Source organism: Leucobacter sp. UCD-THU, from assembly GCF_000349545.1.
GTDB lineage: Bacteria > Actinomycetota > Actinomycetes > Actinomycetales > Microbacteriaceae > Leucobacter > Leucobacter muris.
Genome location: NZ_KB714603.1, coordinates 143,043 through 160,659 on the forward strand (window position 1 = coordinate 143,043; position 17,617 = coordinate 160,659).

Sequence of the window (17,617 nt, forward strand, 5' to 3'; positions counted from 1 at the left end):
TCGGCGATCCGCCCACTACATCCACTTCTTCAGCTTGAAGATCACGTACAGCAGTGCCGCGAACCCGACCATCCCGCCCACGGCGAGCGGATACCCCGCCGCCCAGTGCAGTTCGGGCATCAGGTCGAAGTTCATGCCGTAGACCGCTGCGATGAGCGTGGGGGCGAAGAGGATCGCGGCCCAGCCCGAGATCTTCTTCATGTCCTCGTTCTGGCGCTGCGCCACGAGCGTGGCGTTCACGTTGAGGATCTGCGAGAGCGCGTCGCGCAGCTCGGTGGTCTCGGTCACCACGCGCGTGAGGTGATCGGAGACGTCCTGCAGGTAGGCCTGCAGGGCGTCGGGGATCGCGTACTTGTCGGCACCCTGCTGCAGCTTGTGCAGCACCCGCGTGAGGGCGGCGGTCGCGTGCAGCACGTCGATCACCTCCTGGCTGAGGTGGTAGATGCGCTCGGCGGCCGCCGCGTCGCCGCTGAACACCTGCCGCTCGATCTGCTCCTTGTCGGTCTGCACGCCGTCGAGCACGGGAAAGTAGCCGTCGACGATCGCGTCGAGCAGCTGATAGACCATCCCCTCGGGGCCGAGGCGCAGCAGCTGCTCGTTCCCGAGCAGCAGCGCGCCGCTGCCGAGCGGGGCGTTCTGCGACGCGTCGATGCCGGCGGCGACCTCGGTGCCGTCGATGAGGCGACCGTCCTGGCAGACGATCACGAGCGTGCGGGGGCGCACGAGCAGGTGGAACTCGCTGAACTCCACCTCCTCGCTCTCGTCGATGTAGCGGGCCGATCGCAGCACGAGGAACAGCACGTCGCCGTAGCGCTCGAGCTTGGGTCGCTGCCCGGCGTGCAGCAGATCCTCGACCAGCAGCGGGTGCAGCTGCCACGCCGAGGCCAGTTCGGCGATGCCCTCGGGGTCGGGCGTGGCCATCACGGTCAACGCCATGTGCGACGGATCGGCCCGCGTGAAGGCGAGCGACTCGGCGGGCGGCACGTCGGCGGCGAGCTGCTGCGGGCGGCCGTCGACGATGCGGCGGGTGAGGGTCGGAGCCGCGACGGGGGCCGCCGCGGTCGCTCCCCGCGCGCTCTGCCGAACCGCGCGCTTCGCTCGCTGCCGTGCCATGTCAGCCCCCTCCGTCGAACCGTTTGGCAGTGTATCCCAGGCGGGGCGGAGGCCCGGGCCGTGTCTCGCTCGGGATCGGCGCTCAGCCGGCGAGCGCCGACGCCATGGCCCGTTCCACGGTGGGGTGCTCGAATTCGAAGCCCGTTCCCTCGAGCACGGTGGGCAGCACGCGGGCGTCCACGAGCAGCAGCGAGTCGGCGGCGTCGCGGCCCAGCCCGAGCCGCAGCGCCCACGGGGGCGCGGGCAGCAGGAAGGGGCGGCGCATCTGCCGGGCGAGCTCCCGCCCGATGTCGTTCGCCGAGGCCGGGATCGGCCCGCAGAGATTCGCGGGGCCCTCGACGTCGGCGGCGATGAGGTGGCGGATCGCCCGCACCTCGTCGTCGAGCGAGATCCAGGGCCACAGCTGCGTGCCGGCGCCCAGGGGACCGCTCAGCCCCAGTCGTGTGAGGGCGAGCAGCGGCTTCAGCACGCCCTCGGCGTGCAGCAGGGGAGCGGTGCGCAGCAGCACGACGCGGGTTTCGGGTCCCGCGGCGAGGGCCTCCCGCTCCCACGCCGCGCACAGCTCGGCGAGGAAGGTCTCGCCCGCCGCGCTCGCCTCATCGAGGGTCTCGCCGGGGCGGTCGCCGTAGTACCCCACCGCCGAGGCGCAGAGGAACGCGGGGGCGCCGGAACCGAGACGGCGCAGGGCCGTCGCGAGCGTGCGGGTCGGGATCAACCGCGACTCCCGGAGAGTGCGGCGGTAGGGGGCCGTCCAGGGCAGGCGGCCGATGCTCGCCCCGTTGAGGCAGACCACCGCGTCGGCGCCGTCGAGCACTGCGGGGTCGAGCGCGCCGCCGTCGGTGAGCCACTCGACCTCGTGCGGGCCGCGGGGCGGGCGCCGCACCAGATGCGTGACCCGGCGCCCCTCCGCCTGCAGCAGCCAGGTGAGCGCCCCGCCGATCAGACCGGATCCGCCCGCGATCACCACGTGCCCGCTCATGAGCCGCCCCCTCTGCTGCCACGGCGGCGGCCCGGCACACCATGTGCGAGTCGCTGCCGCGTTCGTGCTCCCGATCCTAGGGTGCGCCGCCGGGTACCACCAGGAGCACGAGGCTCATGAGAGACGGGCTTCGTCGCGCGGAACGTCCACGCCGCCACCCTGAGTGCGCGGTGAGGAAGCGGGCGTAGCCTCGGGGCATGCGCACCGAAGCCCAGCCCGAAGACCGCGCAGCGGAGCCCGGCGGAGTGCGGTCGCCCGCGGCTGCTCGGCCGTTCGCCCCGCCCCTCGGCGCCGCCTTCGCCGAGCGTCTGCCCGAACTGGCGCTGCCCTGGAACGCGATGCGGCCCGAGCGCCCCGCGATCCTCGCCCTCAACGAGAGCCTCGCACGAGAGCTGGGGCTCGACCCCGAGCGGCTGCGCGACGAACCCGGTGCGCGCTGGCTGATCGGCAACGACCCCGCCGAGGGCAGCCTGCCCGTCGCGCAGGTCTACGCCGGGCACCAGTTCGGCGCCTACTCGCCCAGACTCGGCGACGGCCGCGCGCTGCTGCTCGGCGAGATCGCCGACACCCGGGGACGGGTGCGGGACCTGCACCTGAAGGGATCCGGCCGCACCCCCTTCGCGAGAGGAGCCGACGGATTCGCCGCCGTCGGTCCCATGCTGCGCGAGTACCTGATGGGGGAGGCCATGCACGCGCTCGGCATCCCCACCACCCGGGCCCTCGCCGTCGTCGCGACCGGCCGACGCGTGGTGCGCGACGAAGCGCTCGACGTGCTGCCGGGCGCCGCGCTCGCACGCGTCGCGAGCAGCCACCTGCGCGTCGGCACGTTCCAGTACGCGCGCTCGCTCGGCGACCCCGAGCTGCTCCGCCGCCTCGCCGACTTCGCCATCGAGCGGCACTTCCCGGAGCTCGCGGCCGGCGAGACGCCCTACCTCGGGCTGCTCGAAGCGGTGATCGACGTGCAGGCGAGGCTCGTCGCCTCGTGGATGCTCGTCGGCTTCGTGCACGGCGTCATGAACACCGACAACATGACGATCTCGGGCGAGACCATCGACTACGGGCCGTGCGCCTTCATGGACGCCTACGACCCCGCCACGGTGTTCAGTTCCATCGACCACCGCGGCCGCTACGCCTACGGCGCGCAGCCCGCCGTCGCCGGGTGGAACCTCACCCGCTTCGCCGAGACCCTGCTGCCGCTGCTCTCCGACGACCCAGCCGAGGCCGAGCGGCAGGCCGTCGGCGCGCTGCAGGGCTTCGGGGGCGCCTACGACGCCGCGTGGACCGCGGGCATGCGGGCCAAGCTCGGGCTCGGCGACGCCCGCGGAGCCGACCCGACGGCCGACGACGAGACCGTGGCCGCGCTCGCCGCAGAGCTGCTGCACGAGCTGCACGAGGGCCGGATCGACTACACGCGCGCGTTCCGGGCGCTCGCCGAGACCGCGCGCGGGGTCGCGCCCACCGGGTACGCAGTGCTGCTCGGGGAGCGAAGCCCCGGCCCGTGGCTGGAGCGGTGGCTCGCGCTCGGCCCCGATCCGACCGCGATGGACGCGACGAACCCCGTCTACATCGCGCGCAACCACCTCGTCGACGAAGCGCTCGTCGCGGCCACCGAGGGCGACCTCGCGCCGTTCGAGGCGATCCTCGACGCGGTCGCGCGCCCGTTCGAGCCGCGTCAGGGTCTCGAACGGTACGCTCAACCGGGCCCTCCGGGCCGCCCGCACGTCACCTACTGCGGCACGTAGGCCTGCGCTGACCCCTCCCGACCGCCCGGATCCGTCGCGCCCGACCCGACCGCCCGCGCCCGTCCCGACCGCCCGCGCCCGTCCCGACCGCCCGCGCCCGTCCCGACCGCCCAGGCCCGACCCGAGCGCGCCTCCCCGTGACCCGCGGTGCGCCGAGAGGCGGATTTCGCATGTCGCGCGGGCGCGCGAGCTGCGAAATCCGCCTCTCGAGGGCCCGCACGCCCGGCGCAGGAGCAGCCGGGCATGGTGCGAGGGAGCAGGCAGGGGTCCGGGGCAGGGCGGGGCGTGTCAGAGACGGCGGGGCGGGGGAACGGGGTAGCCTGAATGGTGACGGAACAGGCTGCGCGGGGGAGCCGAGCATGCACACACCACGGCGTTCGGCGATCGTGACGGGCGCCGCCCGCGGGCTGGGGCGGGCGATCGCCCTCGAGCTCGCCCGGCGCGGTGAGCGCCTCGCCCTGTTCGACCTCGACCTCGACGGGGCGGCCGAGACCGCGCGGCTCATCCGCGAGGCCGCGCAGGAAGCCGGGTCAGGCACCGCCGGGCTCTCGGCCGAGACCGCAGCCGAGGCCTTCGCCGTCGACGTGAGCGACGAGACGAGTGTGCGCGAGGGTGTAGCCCGGGCTGCCGAGCGCCTCGGGCCGCCGCTGATCCTCGTCAACAACGCGGGCGTGCTGCGCGACGACCTGCTGTTCAAGATGCCCGTCGAGAGCTGGGACACCATCATGAACGTGCACCTGCGCGGCGCCTTCCTCATGAGCCGCGAGGCGCAGCAGTACATGGTGCGGCACGGCTGGGGCAGGATCGTTAACCTCTCGAGCACGTCGGCGCTCGGCAACGCCGGGCAGGCGAACTACTCGGCGGCGAAGGCGGGGATCCAGGGGTTCACGAAGACCCTCGCGCTCGAACTCGGCCGCTTCGGCGTCACCGCCAACGCGGTCGCGCCCGGATTCACGGTCACCGACATGACCCGCTCCGTCGCCGAGCGGCTGGGCATCGGCTTCGACGAGCTCGTCGAGCGCGAGGCGGCCGCGGTGCCGGTGCGGCGGGTGGGCGCCCCCGAGGACATCGCGAACGCGGTGGCGTTCTTCACCGACGAGGCCAGCGGCTTCGTCTCGGGGCAGGTGCTGTACGTGGCGGGCGGCCCCCGAAGCTGAGCCCGCACCCAAAAGAAAGAGCGGGTGCGCCGGGGAATGGAGAGACCCCTGCGCACCCGCTCGGCTCGTCGCTAGGCGGTCTGGCCGCGGTGCTTGCCCTCGGCGATCTCCTCGACGAGCTTCGCGTTGAAGGCGGGCAGGTCGTCGGGGGTGCGGCTCGTCACGAGCCCCTGATCCACCACGACCTCCTCGTCGACCCACGTCGCTCCCGCGTTGCGCAGGTCCGTGCGCAGGCTCGGGTACGAGGTGACCTTGCGGCCCTGCAGCACGTCGGCGTCGGCGAGGATCCAGCCGCCGTGGCAGATCGCCGCCACCGGCTTGTGCTGCTCGAAGAAGTCGCGGGTGAACGACACGGCGTGCTCGTCGAGCCGGATGTGGTCGCCGTTGACGACGCCGCCGGGCAGCACCAGGGCGTCGTAATCGCCGGCGCTCGCGTCGGAGGTCGATCGGCTCACGATCGCCTCGTGCCCGTTCTTGCCGCGGATCGTCCCCGTGTTCGTCGAGACGACGTCGACCTCGGCTCCGTGCTCCCGCACCGCGGCGAGGGGTTCCGTCAGCTCGGAATCCTCGAACCCGTTGGTGGCGAGGATCGCTACGCGCTTACCGGTCAGGTGCGCCATGGTGTTCTCCAATCTCGTTGCGTGCATCGATGAGCACCAGTCAACCCCGTCGCCGGCGCCCGGGGCACCCCGTTGCGCTGCTCGGTGCGATTCGCTATCTTGCCTGCGGGAGGCGATCCGGCGGCCCTGTGCACGCCCCGGCCCGAGGCGTATGGTGGAGGGCATGTCACGGATCATTCTCTTCGGTGGACACGGCAAGATTGCGCTTCTCGCGGAGCCCCTGCTCACGGCTCGGGGCGACGGGGTGACGGCGGTGATCCGCAACCCCGACCACGCCGACGAGGTGCGGGCCACCGGCGCCGAGCCGCTCGTGGCCGACATCGAGCGGCTCGACGTCGACGCGCTCGCAGAGCTGATCGCGGGTCACGACGCGGTCGTCTGGTCGGCGGGCGCCGGGGGCGGCAACCCGGCGCGCACGCGCGCGGTGGACCACGAGGCCGCGGTGCGCAGCATGGACGCGGCCGAGCGGGCCGGCGTGCGGCGCTACGTGATGGTCTCCTATTTCCGCGCATCGCCGCAGCACGGGGTCGACCCCGACCACCCCTTCTTCGCGTACGCCGAGGCGAAGGCCGCGGCCGACGAGCACCTGCGCGCCTCCTCTCTCGACTGGACGGTGCTCGGCCCGAGCGCCCTCACGCTCGATCCGGGCACGGGCCGGATCGACGTCGACGCCGAGGACTCGGAGAGCGTGCCGCGCGCGGACGTCGCAGCGGTCGTCGCGGCGGTGCTCGCGGACGACGGTACGATCGGCCGCACGATCCGCTTCAACTCCGGCGGCACGCCCATCGCCGAGGCGGTGGCGGCCCGAGCCTGAGCCCCGGCGTCGATAGACTCCGAGGGATGAGACGCGGCAGCACCCGGCGCAGAGCGCAGCGAGAGTTCCCGATCCGCTCCGACGACGGCTTCCGCGGCGGCATCGCCATGCTCGTGTCGGCCCGGTGCTCGCGGTGTCGCTGATCGCCTTCGGACGCAAGGGCTGCGCGAGGAAGCGGGCCTCGTGCTCGCCGCCCTGTGCGCGACGTTCTCGGTCTTCTTCCTGCTCTATCTGCTCTGGACTCATCGCCTGTTCTCACGAACGGCGCCGGCGGAGGCGCTGCGGATCGCCGCGACGCAGCACCGCCGCGGTGCGAGTCGTCTCTCGCGGGTGATCGGCCTCAAGACGGTGGAGGACTGGAGCATGACGGCGGTGCTCGTCGTCGCGATGGCGGTCTCGCTCATCTCGAGCCTCGTCATCTCGGGGTGAGGGGCGGCGCGAGAGCCCAGCTTCCGGGCGGCGGACGGGGATCGCGCCCGCGACGCTGCACTCAGTCGCCCGTGGTGGTGGCCCGTTCGAGCAGGCGGTCGGGGAGCATGGGGATGAGGGGCCGGATCAGGCGGTAGCGCCAGTCCGAGACCATCACGGCCCGCCCGCGGTGCAGGGCGCGCAGGCCCTCGCGGGCGACTCGACGGGTGTCGGCCCACGCGATTCGCGGCAGCCTGGGCAGATGATCCTCACCCATGCGCACATGGAATTCTGTGTCGAGCAGGCCCGGGCAGAGCGCCGTGACCCGCACGCCCGTTCCGCGATAGCGCGCGTTCAGCGAACGCGAGAGCGAGACCGTCGCGGCCTTGGCCGCCCCGTACGTGCCGCTCGGCGTGAACGCGGCGACGCTCGCGACGTTCATGATCCAGCCGCGACGGCGGGCGAGCATGCCGGGGATCGCGGCGTGGGCGAGCCGCAGCGGCGCCCACGACAGCAGTTCGTGCAGGCGCCGCTCGTCGGCGAGGCGGCTCGACTCGAAGCCGTCGTAGACGCCGAAGCCCGCGTTGCTGATGAGGATGTCGACGGGGGAGTCGGGATCGGCGGCGCGACTCGCCGCGCGCTCGAGGCCGTCGTGCTCGGTGAGGTCGGCCGCCAGCACTTCGACGGTCACTCCGTATTCGTGCCGCAACCGCTGGGCCAGCCGTTCGAGCCTGGCTTCGTCGCGGGCGACGAGCACGAGGTTCACGCGGCGTTCGGCGAGCTGGCGGGCGAGCTCGGCGCCGAGCCCGACGGATGCGCCGGTGACGAGAGCGAGATATGCCATAGCGGTCAGTCTCTCATCCCCGGGTCTCGGCGATCGCGCGGAATGCGGGATCGGGCCGCGCGACGCACGGGATCCCCTAGGCTGATGCCGTGCCAGCGCCTCAGATCATCGCCGTCGTCGGGTTCGGCCTGTTGGGCGCTCTGCTGCTCGGCGCGCTGTTCCTCGTGCCCCGGATCAGGGCGCGCGGCGCCAGGATCGCCGCGCTTGCGGCGGGGATCGTGCTGCTGCTCGGTGCGGTCGCCGGCGCGGCCGGCGCGGTCGCGGTCGGTACGGCGCAGCAGGCGTCCCCGTTGCGGGCCGTCGAGCAGCGCGCCGAGTCCGGGGTGGGTGGGGAGTCTGGCACCCTGCCCGCCGACTTCGTCGACGCCCGCGAGCTCGAGCCCCGCATCGAGGTCGAGCTGCGCTACGCGGGCACCCGCAACTTCACGGGGCGGGTGGTCGACGGCTACGAGACCGACGACCGCGCGATCCTGCAGCGCGATGCGGCGGTCGCGCTCGCCGAGGTGCAGCGCGACCTCGCGGCGGAGGGCCTGGGCCTGCGCGTCTACGACGCCTACCGGCCCACGCGGGCGGTGCGGTTCTTCATGGATTGGGCCCGCACCGACGACGACTCGACTCGCGAGGAGTACTACCCCGACTTCGAGAAGCCGCAGCTCTTCGAGCTCGGCTACATCGCCGAGCGCTCCAAGCACTCGCTCGGCGGCACCGTCGACCTCACCCTCCTTGACCTCGCGAGCGGCGAGGTGCTCGACATGGGCGGGCCGTTCGACTTCTTCGGCGAGCGATCGCACTACGACGCCGCGGGGCTCACCGCGGAGCAGTCGGGGAACCGCACCCGTCTGCGCGATGCCATGATCGCGCGCGGCTTCGAGCCCTACGAGCTGGAGTGGTGGCACTTCTCGTATCCGCTCGGCGACGACGCCCGACCGTTCGACGCCCCGGTGCGCTAGACGTTCGGCGCCGTCTCGACGGGTGACGCCGCGGTCGAGGGAGCGGGTGCGAAGCAGACCGCCGCCCAGGTGGTGATCGGCACGGCGAGCACGAGCCCGATGCTGCCGCACAGCGTGCGCACCACCTCGATCGCGATGTCCTCGTGCGTGAGCAGCGAGAGCAGCGGCCGGTCGTAGAGGTACAGCAGGATCAGTACGCCGAGCGCCGCCCCGACGTACGCGAAGAACACCGTGTACACGGTCGAGGCGATGTGGTCGCGCCCGATCCGCATCGCGCTCGCGTACACCTCGTGCCGCGGCATCGCGGGGGCGGCCGCCCGCAGCTCCCACACCGACGACGCCTGGGTGATCGTGACGTCGTTGAGGATCCCGAGCCCGGCGATGATGACGGAGCAGCTGAGCAGCCCTCGGAAGTCGATGTGCTCGACCACACCCGCGAGCGTGCCCGACGCCTCGTCGCCGATGCCGCTGAGGCGCGTCGCCTGCGTGGCGATCAGCGAGACGCCGGCCATGATCGCGATGCCGCAGAGCGTGCCGACGAGCGCCGAAGTGGTGCGCATGTTGAAGCCGTGCACCAGGTAGAGGATCACGAACATGATCGCGCTCGACGCGATGACCCCGACGAGCAGGCCGGGGGAGCCGGCCACGAGCGCGGGCAGCAGGAAGGCGAGGATCACGGCGGCGCTGATCCCGAGGGCGAGGAGGGCGAGCAGGCCTCTGAGCCTGCCCACCGCGATCACGACCGCGACGAAGACGAGCGCGAGGATCGCGAGCGGCAGGCCGCGGAACACGCCCGAGACGCTGTACTGGTTCGCGAGCTGGTAGCGGGTCTCGGCGACGGGCGCGTGCGGGTAGGCCATGAGCTCGAGGCGGTCCCCGGGTTGCAGGCCGGCCCGGGTGACGGCGCCTCGAGCGGTGATGTCGACGACGTGCCCGGCGTCGTCGCCGCTGCGGATGCCGATGGAGAAGGTCAGGCAGTCGTCGGCGGTGCTGCCGTCGACTTCGGCGCAGCCCTCGGTCACCGCGAGCAGTTCGCCCGTCTCGAAGGTGGTGCCCTCCGCGACGAGGGGTGCGCGGTCCGCGGCCTGGGCGACTCGGTCGTAGTCGGGCCAGAGTGCGATGAGGCCCCAGGCGGTCGCGGCCGCCACGAGCGCGAGCACCGCGATCGCGACGAGCTTGATAGGCGTAACGATTCTCATTACGAAAATAGTAGCGCCGTGAGCGTCTCCCGGCGTCATCCGCCGGCCCCGTGTCGGGGGCGCCCGGTACCCTGGAGGCATGAGCAGCGAGACCACCGACCCCCAGCTCTCCGAGACCGCGCGCGTCGCGCGCGACCTCATCCGCATCGACACCACCAACCGCGGAGGCGGAGACGCCGAGCCCGAGCTGCCCGCCGCCGAGTACGTCGCGACGTATCTGCGCGACCTGGGGCTCGAGCCGCAGATCTTCGAGTCGCTGCCGGGCCGGGCCAGCGTCGTCGCACGCGTGCCCGGAGCCGAGCCCGGCCTGCCAGCCCTGGTGCTGCACGGTCACCTCGACGTCGTGCCGGCAGACCCCGCCGGGTGGAGCGTCGACCCGTTCGCCGGTGTCATCGCAGAGGGCATGCTGTGGGGTCGCGGCGCGGTCGACATGAAAGACATGGACGCGATGATGCTCACCGCGGTGGCCGAGCTGCTGCGCTCGGGGGAGCGGCCCCGGCGCGAGGTCATCCTCGCCTTCTTCGCCGACGAGGAGAACGGCGGCGTCTACGGCTCGCACCACCTCGTCGAGCACCACCCCGAGCTCTTCTCAGGGGCCGAGACCGCGATCAGCGAGGTCGGCGGCTACTCCATCGACGTGGCCGGCACGCGCGCCTACCTCATCCAGACCGGCGAGAAGGCGCTCGACTGGATCCGCCTCCGTGCCCGGGGCACCGCCGCCCACGGCTCGCGCGTCTGGCACGACAACGCCGTCACCCGGCTCGCCGAGGCCATCGCGGCGCTCGGGCGGCACGAGTGGCCCGTCACCCTCTGCGACACCACGCGCGACCTCATCGACCACCTCGCGGCGATCCTCGGCGAAGACCCGCACGAGGTGGCTCCCGACGAGCTCGTGCTGCGGCTCGGCAAGGGCGGCGGCTTCATCCAGGCCAGCCTGCGCAACACGAGCAACCCGACCGTGCTCACCGCGGGGTACAAGCACAACGTCATCCCCGACACCGCCGAAGCGCTCGTCGACGTGCGCTCCCTGCCCTCCGAGCAGGGAGACGTGCTCGCGCAGGTGGAGCGCATCGTCGGCCCGGACATCGAGATCGAGACGGTGCACACCGACATCGGCCTCGAGGTGCCCTTCGCCGGCGAGCTCGTCGACGCCATGACCGAGAGCCTGCGCCGCGCCGACCCAGACGCGCGCGTGCTGCCCTACCTGCTCTCCGGCGGCACCGACAACAAGGCGCTGTCTCGACTCGGCATCGCGGGCTACGGGTTCGTGCCGCTGCGCCTGCCCGCCGACCTCGACTTCCCCGGCATGTTCCACGGCGTCGACGAGCGCGTGCCCCTCGACGCCCTCGACTTCGGGCACCGGGTGCTCGTCGACCTGCTGCGCACCTACTGACGCCGGCCGAGCCGGCTGCGACCGCGTTCGCACCCGTGCCCGACCCCGGGGCGTCACGGGGTTTCGCCGAGACCCTGGGCTATCCTGGACGGCGGCCCGCGACGGCCGCACGCTTCCATCCGCCACGAAAGGACATGATGGGCTTCTTCGACGCGATCCTGCTGGGCATCCTGCAGGGTCTCACCGAGTTCCTGCCGATCTCGTCGAGCGCTCACCTGCGCATCGCGAGCGAGCTGCTCGGCATCGGCGACGCCGGCGCCGCCTTCACCGCGATCACCCAGATCGGCACCGAGGCGGCGGTCATCGTGTTCTTCTGGCGCGACATCGTCCGCATCATCGGCCGCTGGTTCCAGTCGCTCACCGGCAAGGCGGCCCGCACCGATCCCGATGCCCTCATGGGATGGTGGATCATCATCGGCACGATCCCCATCGTGGTGCTCGGCCTGCTGTTCCAGGACCAGATCGAGACGACGCTGCGCTCGCTCTGGTTCACCGCGATCACGCTCATCGTCTTCGGCCTGCTGCTCGGCGCCGCCGACTGGGCCGGGCGCAAGACGCGGCCGCTCGAGAAGCTCACCTGGAAGCACGGCCTCATCTTCGGCTTCGCCCAGTCGCTCGCGCTGATCCCGGGCGTCTCCCGCTCCGGCGGCACCATCACGGCCGGCCTCTTCATGGGCTACACCCGCGAGGCCGCGGCGCGCTACTCCTTCCTGCTCGCCATCCCCGCCGTGCTCAGCTCGGGCTTCTACCAGCTCCTCAAAGCCCTCCGAGCTCCCGAGGGCGACACCCCGATGGGCCTGACCGCCATCGCCACCGCCGTGGCGTTCGTGATCGCCCTCGTGGTGATCGGCGTGTTCATGAAGTACATCTCGAAGCGCAGCTTCCTGCCCTTCGTGATCTACCGCGTGCTGCTCGGCATCGCGATCATCGTGCTGCTGAGCACCGGCGTGCTCACCGCCGAGGGCGGCACCGCCGTCGCAGCAGCGGCCGACGTGGCGACCGCGGGGGCGATCCGATGAGAACTTGGACCCCTCCCGAGCTGCCCGAGCTGCCCGGCGCCGGCCTCACGCCCAAGCTGTTCAACACCGCCACCGAGCGCTTCGAGTACCCCGCCATCTCCGAGGGGCGCGCGCTGCTCTACGTGTGCGGCATCACCCCCTACGACGCGACCCACCTCGGCCACGCGTTCACCTACCTCGCGTTCGACATCATGCAGCGCGCCTGGCGCGACGCCGGCATCGAGACGGTCTACGCGCAGAACATCACCGACGTCGACGACCCGCTGCTCGAGCGCGCCGCCGCGACCGACGTCGACTGGCGCTCGCTCGCCGACGAGCAGATCGGGCTCTTCCGCTCCGACATGCACCGCATGGGCATGATCCCGCCCGAGCACTACGTCGCGGTCACCGAGCAGATCGACGAGATCGCCGCCGCCGTGCGCGAGCTGGTCGAGCGCGGCCTCGCCTACTCGGTGCCGACCGACGACTCCGAGGGCGACGACCTCTACTTCGACACCGACGCGGCCGAACGGGAGTCGCAGTGGCGGCTCGGCGACGTCGCACCCTACGACCACGGCACGATGCTGCAGCTCAGCGCTGAGCGCGGCGGCGACCCGCAGCGCGCGGGCAAGCGCAACCCGCTCGATCCGCTGCTGTGGCGGGCGGTTCGCGCGGGCGAGCCGAGCTGGGAGAGCCCCGTCGGCGAGGGCAGGCCCGGCTGGCACATCGAGTGCTCGGTGATCGCGACACGAGCCCTCGGCGGCGCGTTCACGGTGCAGGGCGGCGGATCCGATCTCGTCTTCCCGCACCACGAGTTCACCGCGGCGCACGCCACCGCGATCTCGGGCACGCCCCTCGCGCACGCCTACTGCCACGCGGGCCTCGTCGCCTACCAGGGGCACAAGATGTCGAAGTCGCGCGGCAACCTCGTCTTCGTGTCGAAGCTGCTCGACGGCACGCACGGCGCCTGCGCGGGGGTGCCGGCCGACCCGTCCGCGATCCGCCTCGGGCTGCTCGCGCACCACTACCGCTCCGAGTGGGAGTGGCACGACGCCGACCTCGAGACCGCGAACCGCCGGCTCGAGGCCTGGCGCGAGGGGCTCGAGCGCGGCGGCGACGACCTCGCCTCCGCGACCGCGGTGCTGCAGCAGCTGCGCGCCGCCCTCGCGAACGACCTCGACACACCGGTGATGCTCGCCACGCTCGACGCCGCCCTCGATCGCGGGGTCGACGACCCCGCGCTGATCGCGGCCGCCGTCGACGCGCTGCTCGGGGTGAAGCTGTAAGAGCGGCTATCGAGTCGGCCGGTTCTGCACGAGTCGGCCGACGATTCGCGCGAATCGCCGGCCGACTCGATACGAAGGGGCCGACTCGGTGCGGGTGGGGCTTGCGAGGCGGGTCAGCGCTGCTCGGGATCCGCGTCGTCGTCGCCCTCGTCGCCGTGATCGCGGGCCTCGCCCGGGAGATCCGGCTCGCCCGGGAGACCCGCCTCGCCCGGGAGATCCGGCTCGGTTGCCTCGGCCTCCTCGATGCCGCGCGATCCGCCCTCGAGGAACTTCTCGAACTCGAGGGCGAGCGCGTCGCCCGTCGCCTCCGCAGCCATGGCATCGTCGCGCGACTCCTCGAGGCCGCGGATGTAGCGCGACATCTCTTCGTCGGCGGCGGCGATCCGGTTGATGTTCGCCTCCCACTCGTTGGCCTGCATCAGCAGTTCGCCGCGCGGGATCACGATGTCGAGCAGCTCCTCGAGCTTGTCGAGCAGCGCGAGCGTGGCCTTCGGGGAGGGGGTGCTGTGCACGTAGTGGGGCACCTGGGCCCAGAGCGAGATCGCCGAGATGCCGGCCTGCGCGAGTGCGAGGTCGACGACGGTCGCGATGCCGGTGGGGCCCTCGTAGCTGCTGCGCACGGCGCCGGTCTCGGCGCGGCGCTCGGCGCTCTCGGTCGAGACCGACACGGCGATGGGGCGGGAGTGCGGCGCGTCCGAGAACATCGCGCCGAGGATGATGACGGTGTCGATGCTCCACACGTCGATGAGCTCGACGATCTCGTCGGCGAAGTTCTGCCAGTCGCGGGCCGGCTCGACGCCGGCGAGGAGGAAGAGGTCGGTGACTGGACTGCCGTCGATGCGCCGCAGCGTCTCCTCGTCGGGGCGGGGCGGGGCCGGCGCGTCTCCCGGGCGCTGCACCGTGCCGTACAGGCGGGTGTCGGGCCACTCGAGCACGCGGTTGCCCTCGGCGTCGAAGATCAGCTTGGGCCGGTGCACCTGGAAATCGACGTAGCCCTCCGAGCTGATGACGTGCAGCACCTCCGCGTCGATGAGCCCGCCGAGGTGCTGCAGAACCTCGGTGGTGGCGTCGCCGGCGTCGCTCCAGCCCTGGAATGCGACGATCAGCACGCGGGGCTGCGGGGAGGCGGTCTCAGACATGCCCTCCAGGATATCGACACCGCGCCGGAGAACCGATGTTTCCGCCGAGAGCGCCATCTCGGCGTCGCACCGCGGCTCCGGCGGGGTGCCCGCCGCGATCTCGGCACGGCCGAGGTTTCGCCGGTAGGCTGGTGCGGATGAGCGCTCTTTCCCAGCATGAAGCCCCCGCCGCCGTCCTGTGGGACATGGACGGCACCGTGATCGATTCGGAGCCGCTGTGGCTCGAGGCCGAGCTCTCGATGCTCTCGCGCTACGGCATCGAACTGACCGCCGAGGTGCGGGACCGCATGATCGGATCGGGGCTGCGCAACGCGGCCGTCATCTTCCAGCAGATGGGCGTTCCGCTCGGCGTCGACGAGATCATCGCAGAGTGGGAGACGGCGGTGATCGCCGGCCTGCGCGAGGCCGGCCCGCAGTGGCGTCCGGGCGCCGTGGAGCTGCTCGAGTCGCTCGCGACGGCGGGCATCCCGAGCGCGCTCGTGACGATGGCCGTCCGGTCGATCGCCGACACCGTCGTCGGGCTGCTGCCCGAAGGCCTGTTCCGCGGCATCGTCGCGGGCGACGAGGTGGAGCACGAGAAGCCGGATCCCGATCCCTACCTGCGCGGGGCGGCCCTGCTCGGCGTGCCGATCGAGCGCTGCCTCGCGATCGAGGACTCCTTCACCGGCCTGGCCGCCGCCCACTCGTCGGGAGCGGTCGCGATCGGCGTGCCCAACCTGCTCGACCTCACCGGTGCATCGGCGCACGAGGTGTGGCCGACGCTCGCCGGCGTCGACGCGGATAGACTTTCCGAGCGTTTCCGCTCCCTGCGGAACGCCGAGCAGACGACGGGAGCGCAGCGGTGAGCGAGCAGCAGAGCACGGACGATTCGATCGTCGGCGCCGATTCGGGCCGGGCGCCGCAGGCCGCCGGCGAGCACGCGCCCTCGGCCCGCGGGCCCCTCGGCTACGGCGACCGGGTGCAGCTCACCGGCCCCAAGGGCCGCCTCAACACGATCACGCTCGTGCCGGACGGCGAGTTCCACAGCCACCGGGGCCTGATCCGCCACGAGGAGATCGTGGGCCTGCCCGACGCCTCCGTGGTGGTGAACAGCAGTGGTGAGGAGTACCTCGCGCTGCGCCCGCTGCTCTCCGACTTCGTCATGTCGATGCCGCGGGGGGCTGCGATCGTCTACCCCAAGGACGCTGCGCAGATCCTGTCGCTCGCCGACATCTTCCCGGGCGCCCGCGTGGTCGAGGCGGGTGTCGGGTCGGGTGCGCTGTCGTTGCACCTGCTGCGCGGGATCGGCCCCGAGGGGCGCCTGTTCTCGTTTGAGCGCCGCGAGGAGTTCGCCGACATCGCCCGCGGCAACGTGGCGGCCTTCTCGGGGCGCGCCCCCGAGAACTGGACCGTCACGGTCGGCGATCTGCAGCAGACGCTGCCCTCGAGCTGCGACGACGGCAGCGTCGACCGCGTGGTGCTCGACATGCTCGCGCCGTGGGAGTGCGTCGACGTCTCGGCTCGGGCGCTCGCGCCCGGCGGCGTGCTCATCTGCTACGTCGCCACCGTGACCCAGCTCTCGCGCACGGCCGAGGAGATCCGCCGCAGCGGCCTCTTCACGCACCCCCAGTCGTCCGAGACGATGGTGCGCGGCTGGCACGTCGAGGGGCTCGCGGTGCGCCCCGACCACCGTATGGTCGCGCACACCGGCTTCCTCATCGCAGCGCGCAGGCTCGCGCCAGGCGCGCAGCTGCCCGAACTCAAGCGCCGCGCGTCGAAGAGCGAGTTCACCGACGAGGACCTCGCCAGCTGGCTGCCCGACATGGGCGAGCAGGGCGATCCCGGCGCCTGGACTCCCGAGGTGGTGGGCGAGCGCGGCAAGAGCGACAGAGTGCTGCGCAAGAAGGTGCGCGAGGCCCAGCGCTTCGCCCGCGAGCGCGGCGCCGACGACTGAGCGGGGCGCCCCCGGGCCGGCGGGTCTCCGGCCCAGCCGAGTTTCGATAGGATAGCCGGGTTCAGTTCGGCCCGCTCTGCGGCCGAATCGGCTTCTCCGAGAGGTGCACATGCTTCGTCGACTCGTTCCCGCCACCGCAGCCGCCGCGCTGCTCCTCGCCGGCGTCACAGGCTGCAGCGCGCAGCAGGCGGCCGCGGCAGACTGCGAGCCGACGCTGCACCCCGGCGCCATGAGCGACGGCGTACAGGTGAGCGGCGGTTTCGGCGAGGCCCCAAACGTGTCGATCCCCGACGATCTGCAGGTGCTCTCCACGCAGCGCACGGTGGTCGATGAGGCCGAGGATCGCAGCCGGGTCGCCGACGAGCAGTCGCTCGTGGGCGTCAACATGGCGTTCTTCGACTCGACGAGCGGCAAGCCGCTCTACGAGAGCCCGGGCTTCGCCGCGGCGGATCAGTCGGCCGAGTTCCTGATGGTGTCCGAGGACGCCCCGAACCCGCTCAGCGAATCGCTGCGCTGCGCCGCGCCCGGCGACCGGGTCGTCATCGCGATCGCACCCGAGGAGGGCTCGCAGCTCGCGATGCAGCTGGGCGGCAGCGCCGACGCCCCGCTCGTCGGCGTGATCGACGTCGTCTCGACCGGTCCGCTCGCCGCGCAGGGCTCCGCGCGCGGTCTGCCGAACGGCTACCCGGCCGTCGTCACCGATCACGAGGGCCGTCCCGGCATCGTGCTGCCGCCCCGCGACGCGCCCGCCGGCACCTCGTCCGCCGTGCGCGTCGAGGGCGACGGCGCCGAGGTCGAGGCCGACGACAACGTCGTCGCGCAGCTGCTCGTGGTGGGCTGGGACGGCGCCGTGCAGACCAACAGCTGGGACACGGGCCTGATGGGGCTCGGCAACGAGCAGCAGGTCTCCGAGTCGGGCTACACCTTCCGCGACCAGCTGACGGGCAAGAAGGTCGGCTCGCAGGTCGTCATCATCGAGAACGAGTCGGACGCCGACGCGAAGGTCGTGGTGGTCGACATCATCGGGGTCGGCTGAGGTTCG

At 72.3% G+C, this 17,617-nt stretch carries 17 protein-coding genes; 11 read left to right on the forward strand and 6 right to left on the reverse strand.

Features of this window, described 5'->3' with window-relative positions; translation table 11 throughout:
* Positions 1 to 15 precede the first annotated feature (15 nt).
* The gene (locus H490_RS26955) at positions 16 to 1,113 is read right to left on the reverse strand and encodes a magnesium and cobalt transport protein CorA (RefSeq protein ID WP_017884610.1); all 1,098 of its coding nucleotides are present in this window, start codon (positions 1,111 to 1,113) and stop codon (positions 16 to 18) included.
* 82 nt (positions 1,114 to 1,195) lie between these two features.
* On the reverse strand, positions 1,196 to 2,092 hold the full coding sequence (locus H490_RS26960) for a TIGR01777 family oxidoreductase (RefSeq protein ID WP_031290146.1): 897 nt from the start codon (positions 2,090 to 2,092) through the stop codon (positions 1,196 to 1,198).
* A 197-nt stretch (positions 2,093 to 2,289) separates the two neighbouring features.
* Between H490_RS26960 and H490_RS26965 the strand changes: the two genes are divergently transcribed.
* Together H490_RS26965 and H490_RS26970 are read left to right on the forward strand one after the other, a co-directional pair.
* Complete coding sequence (locus H490_RS26965; protein WP_017884612.1) at positions 2,290 to 3,834, forward strand: protein adenylyltransferase SelO; 1,545 nt, start codon at positions 2,290 to 2,292, stop codon at positions 3,832 to 3,834.
* A 359-nt stretch (positions 3,835 to 4,193) separates the two neighbouring features.
* On the forward strand, positions 4,194 to 4,991 hold the full coding sequence (locus H490_RS26970) for an SDR family oxidoreductase (RefSeq protein WP_017884613.1): 798 nt from the start codon (positions 4,194 to 4,196) through the stop codon (positions 4,989 to 4,991).
* Positions 4,992 to 5,062: 71 nt separating this feature from the next.
* Here H490_RS26970 and H490_RS26975 read toward each other — a convergent pair whose 3' ends face one another.
* A complete protein-coding gene (locus tag H490_RS26975; RefSeq protein ID WP_017884614.1) occupies positions 5,063 to 5,611 on the reverse strand; it encodes a type 1 glutamine amidotransferase domain-containing protein in 549 nt (182 codons plus the stop codon).
* A gap of 163 nt (positions 5,612 to 5,774) precedes the next feature.
* Here H490_RS26975 and H490_RS0116215 point away from each other — a divergent pair, with 163 nt between their 5' ends.
* Entirely contained in the window at positions 5,775 to 6,425 is a 651-nt protein-coding gene (locus H490_RS0116215) for an NAD(P)H-binding protein (RefSeq protein ID WP_031290147.1), read from the forward strand.
* A 183-nt stretch (positions 6,426 to 6,608) separates the two neighbouring features.
* The gene (locus H490_RS26980) at positions 6,609 to 6,854 is read left to right on the forward strand and encodes a hypothetical protein (protein WP_017884616.1); all 246 of its coding nucleotides are present in this window, start codon (positions 6,609 to 6,611) and stop codon (positions 6,852 to 6,854) included.
* A 61-nt stretch (positions 6,855 to 6,915) separates the two neighbouring features.
* Here the strand turns inward: H490_RS26980 and H490_RS26985 are convergent, their stop codons facing one another.
* A complete protein-coding gene (locus H490_RS26985; RefSeq protein WP_017884617.1) occupies positions 6,916 to 7,677 on the reverse strand; it encodes an SDR family NAD(P)-dependent oxidoreductase in 762 nt (253 codons plus the stop codon).
* Between the two features lie 89 nt (positions 7,678 to 7,766).
* Here H490_RS26985 and H490_RS0116220 point away from each other — a divergent pair, with 89 nt between their 5' ends.
* Positions 7,767 to 8,627: a M15 family metallopeptidase gene (locus tag H490_RS0116220; protein ID WP_017884618.1), complete on the forward strand. Its 861-nt coding sequence runs from the start codon at positions 7,767 to 7,769 to the stop codon at positions 8,625 to 8,627.
* Here the strand turns inward: H490_RS0116220 and H490_RS26990 are convergent.
* Positions 8,624 to 9,826: a YibE/F family protein gene (locus H490_RS26990; protein WP_017884619.1), complete on the reverse strand. Its 1,203-nt coding sequence runs from the start codon at positions 9,824 to 9,826 to the stop codon at positions 8,624 to 8,626. The genes H490_RS0116220 and H490_RS26990 overlap by 4 nt on opposite strands.
* A gap of 79 nt (positions 9,827 to 9,905) precedes the next feature.
* Here H490_RS26990 and H490_RS26995 point away from each other — a divergent pair, with 79 nt between their 5' ends.
* From H490_RS26995 to mshC, 3 genes are all read left to right on the forward strand, one after another.
* Complete coding sequence (locus tag H490_RS26995) at positions 9,906 to 11,219, forward strand: M20/M25/M40 family metallo-hydrolase (protein ID WP_017884620.1); 1,314 nt, start codon at positions 9,906 to 9,908, stop codon at positions 11,217 to 11,219.
* Between the two features lie 137 nt (positions 11,220 to 11,356).
* A complete protein-coding gene (locus H490_RS27000; RefSeq protein WP_051066216.1) occupies positions 11,357 to 12,238 on the forward strand; it encodes an undecaprenyl-diphosphate phosphatase in 882 nt (293 codons plus the stop codon).
* On the forward strand, positions 12,235 to 13,503 hold the full coding sequence (gene mshC, locus H490_RS27005; protein ID WP_017884622.1) for a cysteine--1-D-myo-inosityl 2-amino-2-deoxy-alpha-D-glucopyranoside ligase: 1,269 nt from the start codon (positions 12,235 to 12,237) through the stop codon (positions 13,501 to 13,503). Before H490_RS27000 ends, mshC begins: the two co-directional genes overlap by 4 nt.
* 113 nt (positions 13,504 to 13,616) lie before the next feature.
* Here mshC and H490_RS27010 read toward each other — a convergent pair whose 3' ends face one another.
* Complete coding sequence (locus H490_RS27010; RefSeq protein ID WP_017884623.1) at positions 13,617 to 14,642, reverse strand: PAC2 family protein; 1,026 nt, start codon at positions 14,640 to 14,642, stop codon at positions 13,617 to 13,619.
* A 137-nt stretch (positions 14,643 to 14,779) separates the two neighbouring features.
* Between H490_RS27010 and H490_RS27015 the strand changes: the two genes are divergently transcribed.
* The 3 genes from H490_RS27015 to H490_RS27025 all read left to right on the forward strand — a co-directional run bounded on the left by H490_RS27015 (position 14,780) and on the right by H490_RS27025 (position 17,611).
* Entirely contained in the window at positions 14,780 to 15,487 is a 708-nt protein-coding gene (locus tag H490_RS27015; RefSeq protein WP_031290150.1) for an HAD family hydrolase, read from the forward strand.
* Positions 15,484 to 16,575, forward strand: a complete 1,092-nt coding sequence (locus tag H490_RS27020; protein ID WP_017884625.1) for a tRNA (adenine-N1)-methyltransferase — start codon at positions 15,484 to 15,486, stop codon at positions 16,573 to 16,575. The genes H490_RS27015 and H490_RS27020 overlap by 4 nt, the downstream gene beginning before the upstream one ends.
* Before the next feature lie 109 nt (positions 16,576 to 16,684).
* The gene (locus H490_RS27025) at positions 16,685 to 17,611 is read left to right on the forward strand and encodes a hypothetical protein (RefSeq protein ID WP_017884626.1); all 927 of its coding nucleotides are present in this window, start codon (positions 16,685 to 16,687) and stop codon (positions 17,609 to 17,611) included.
* Positions 17,612 to 17,617: the final 6 nt, after the last annotated feature.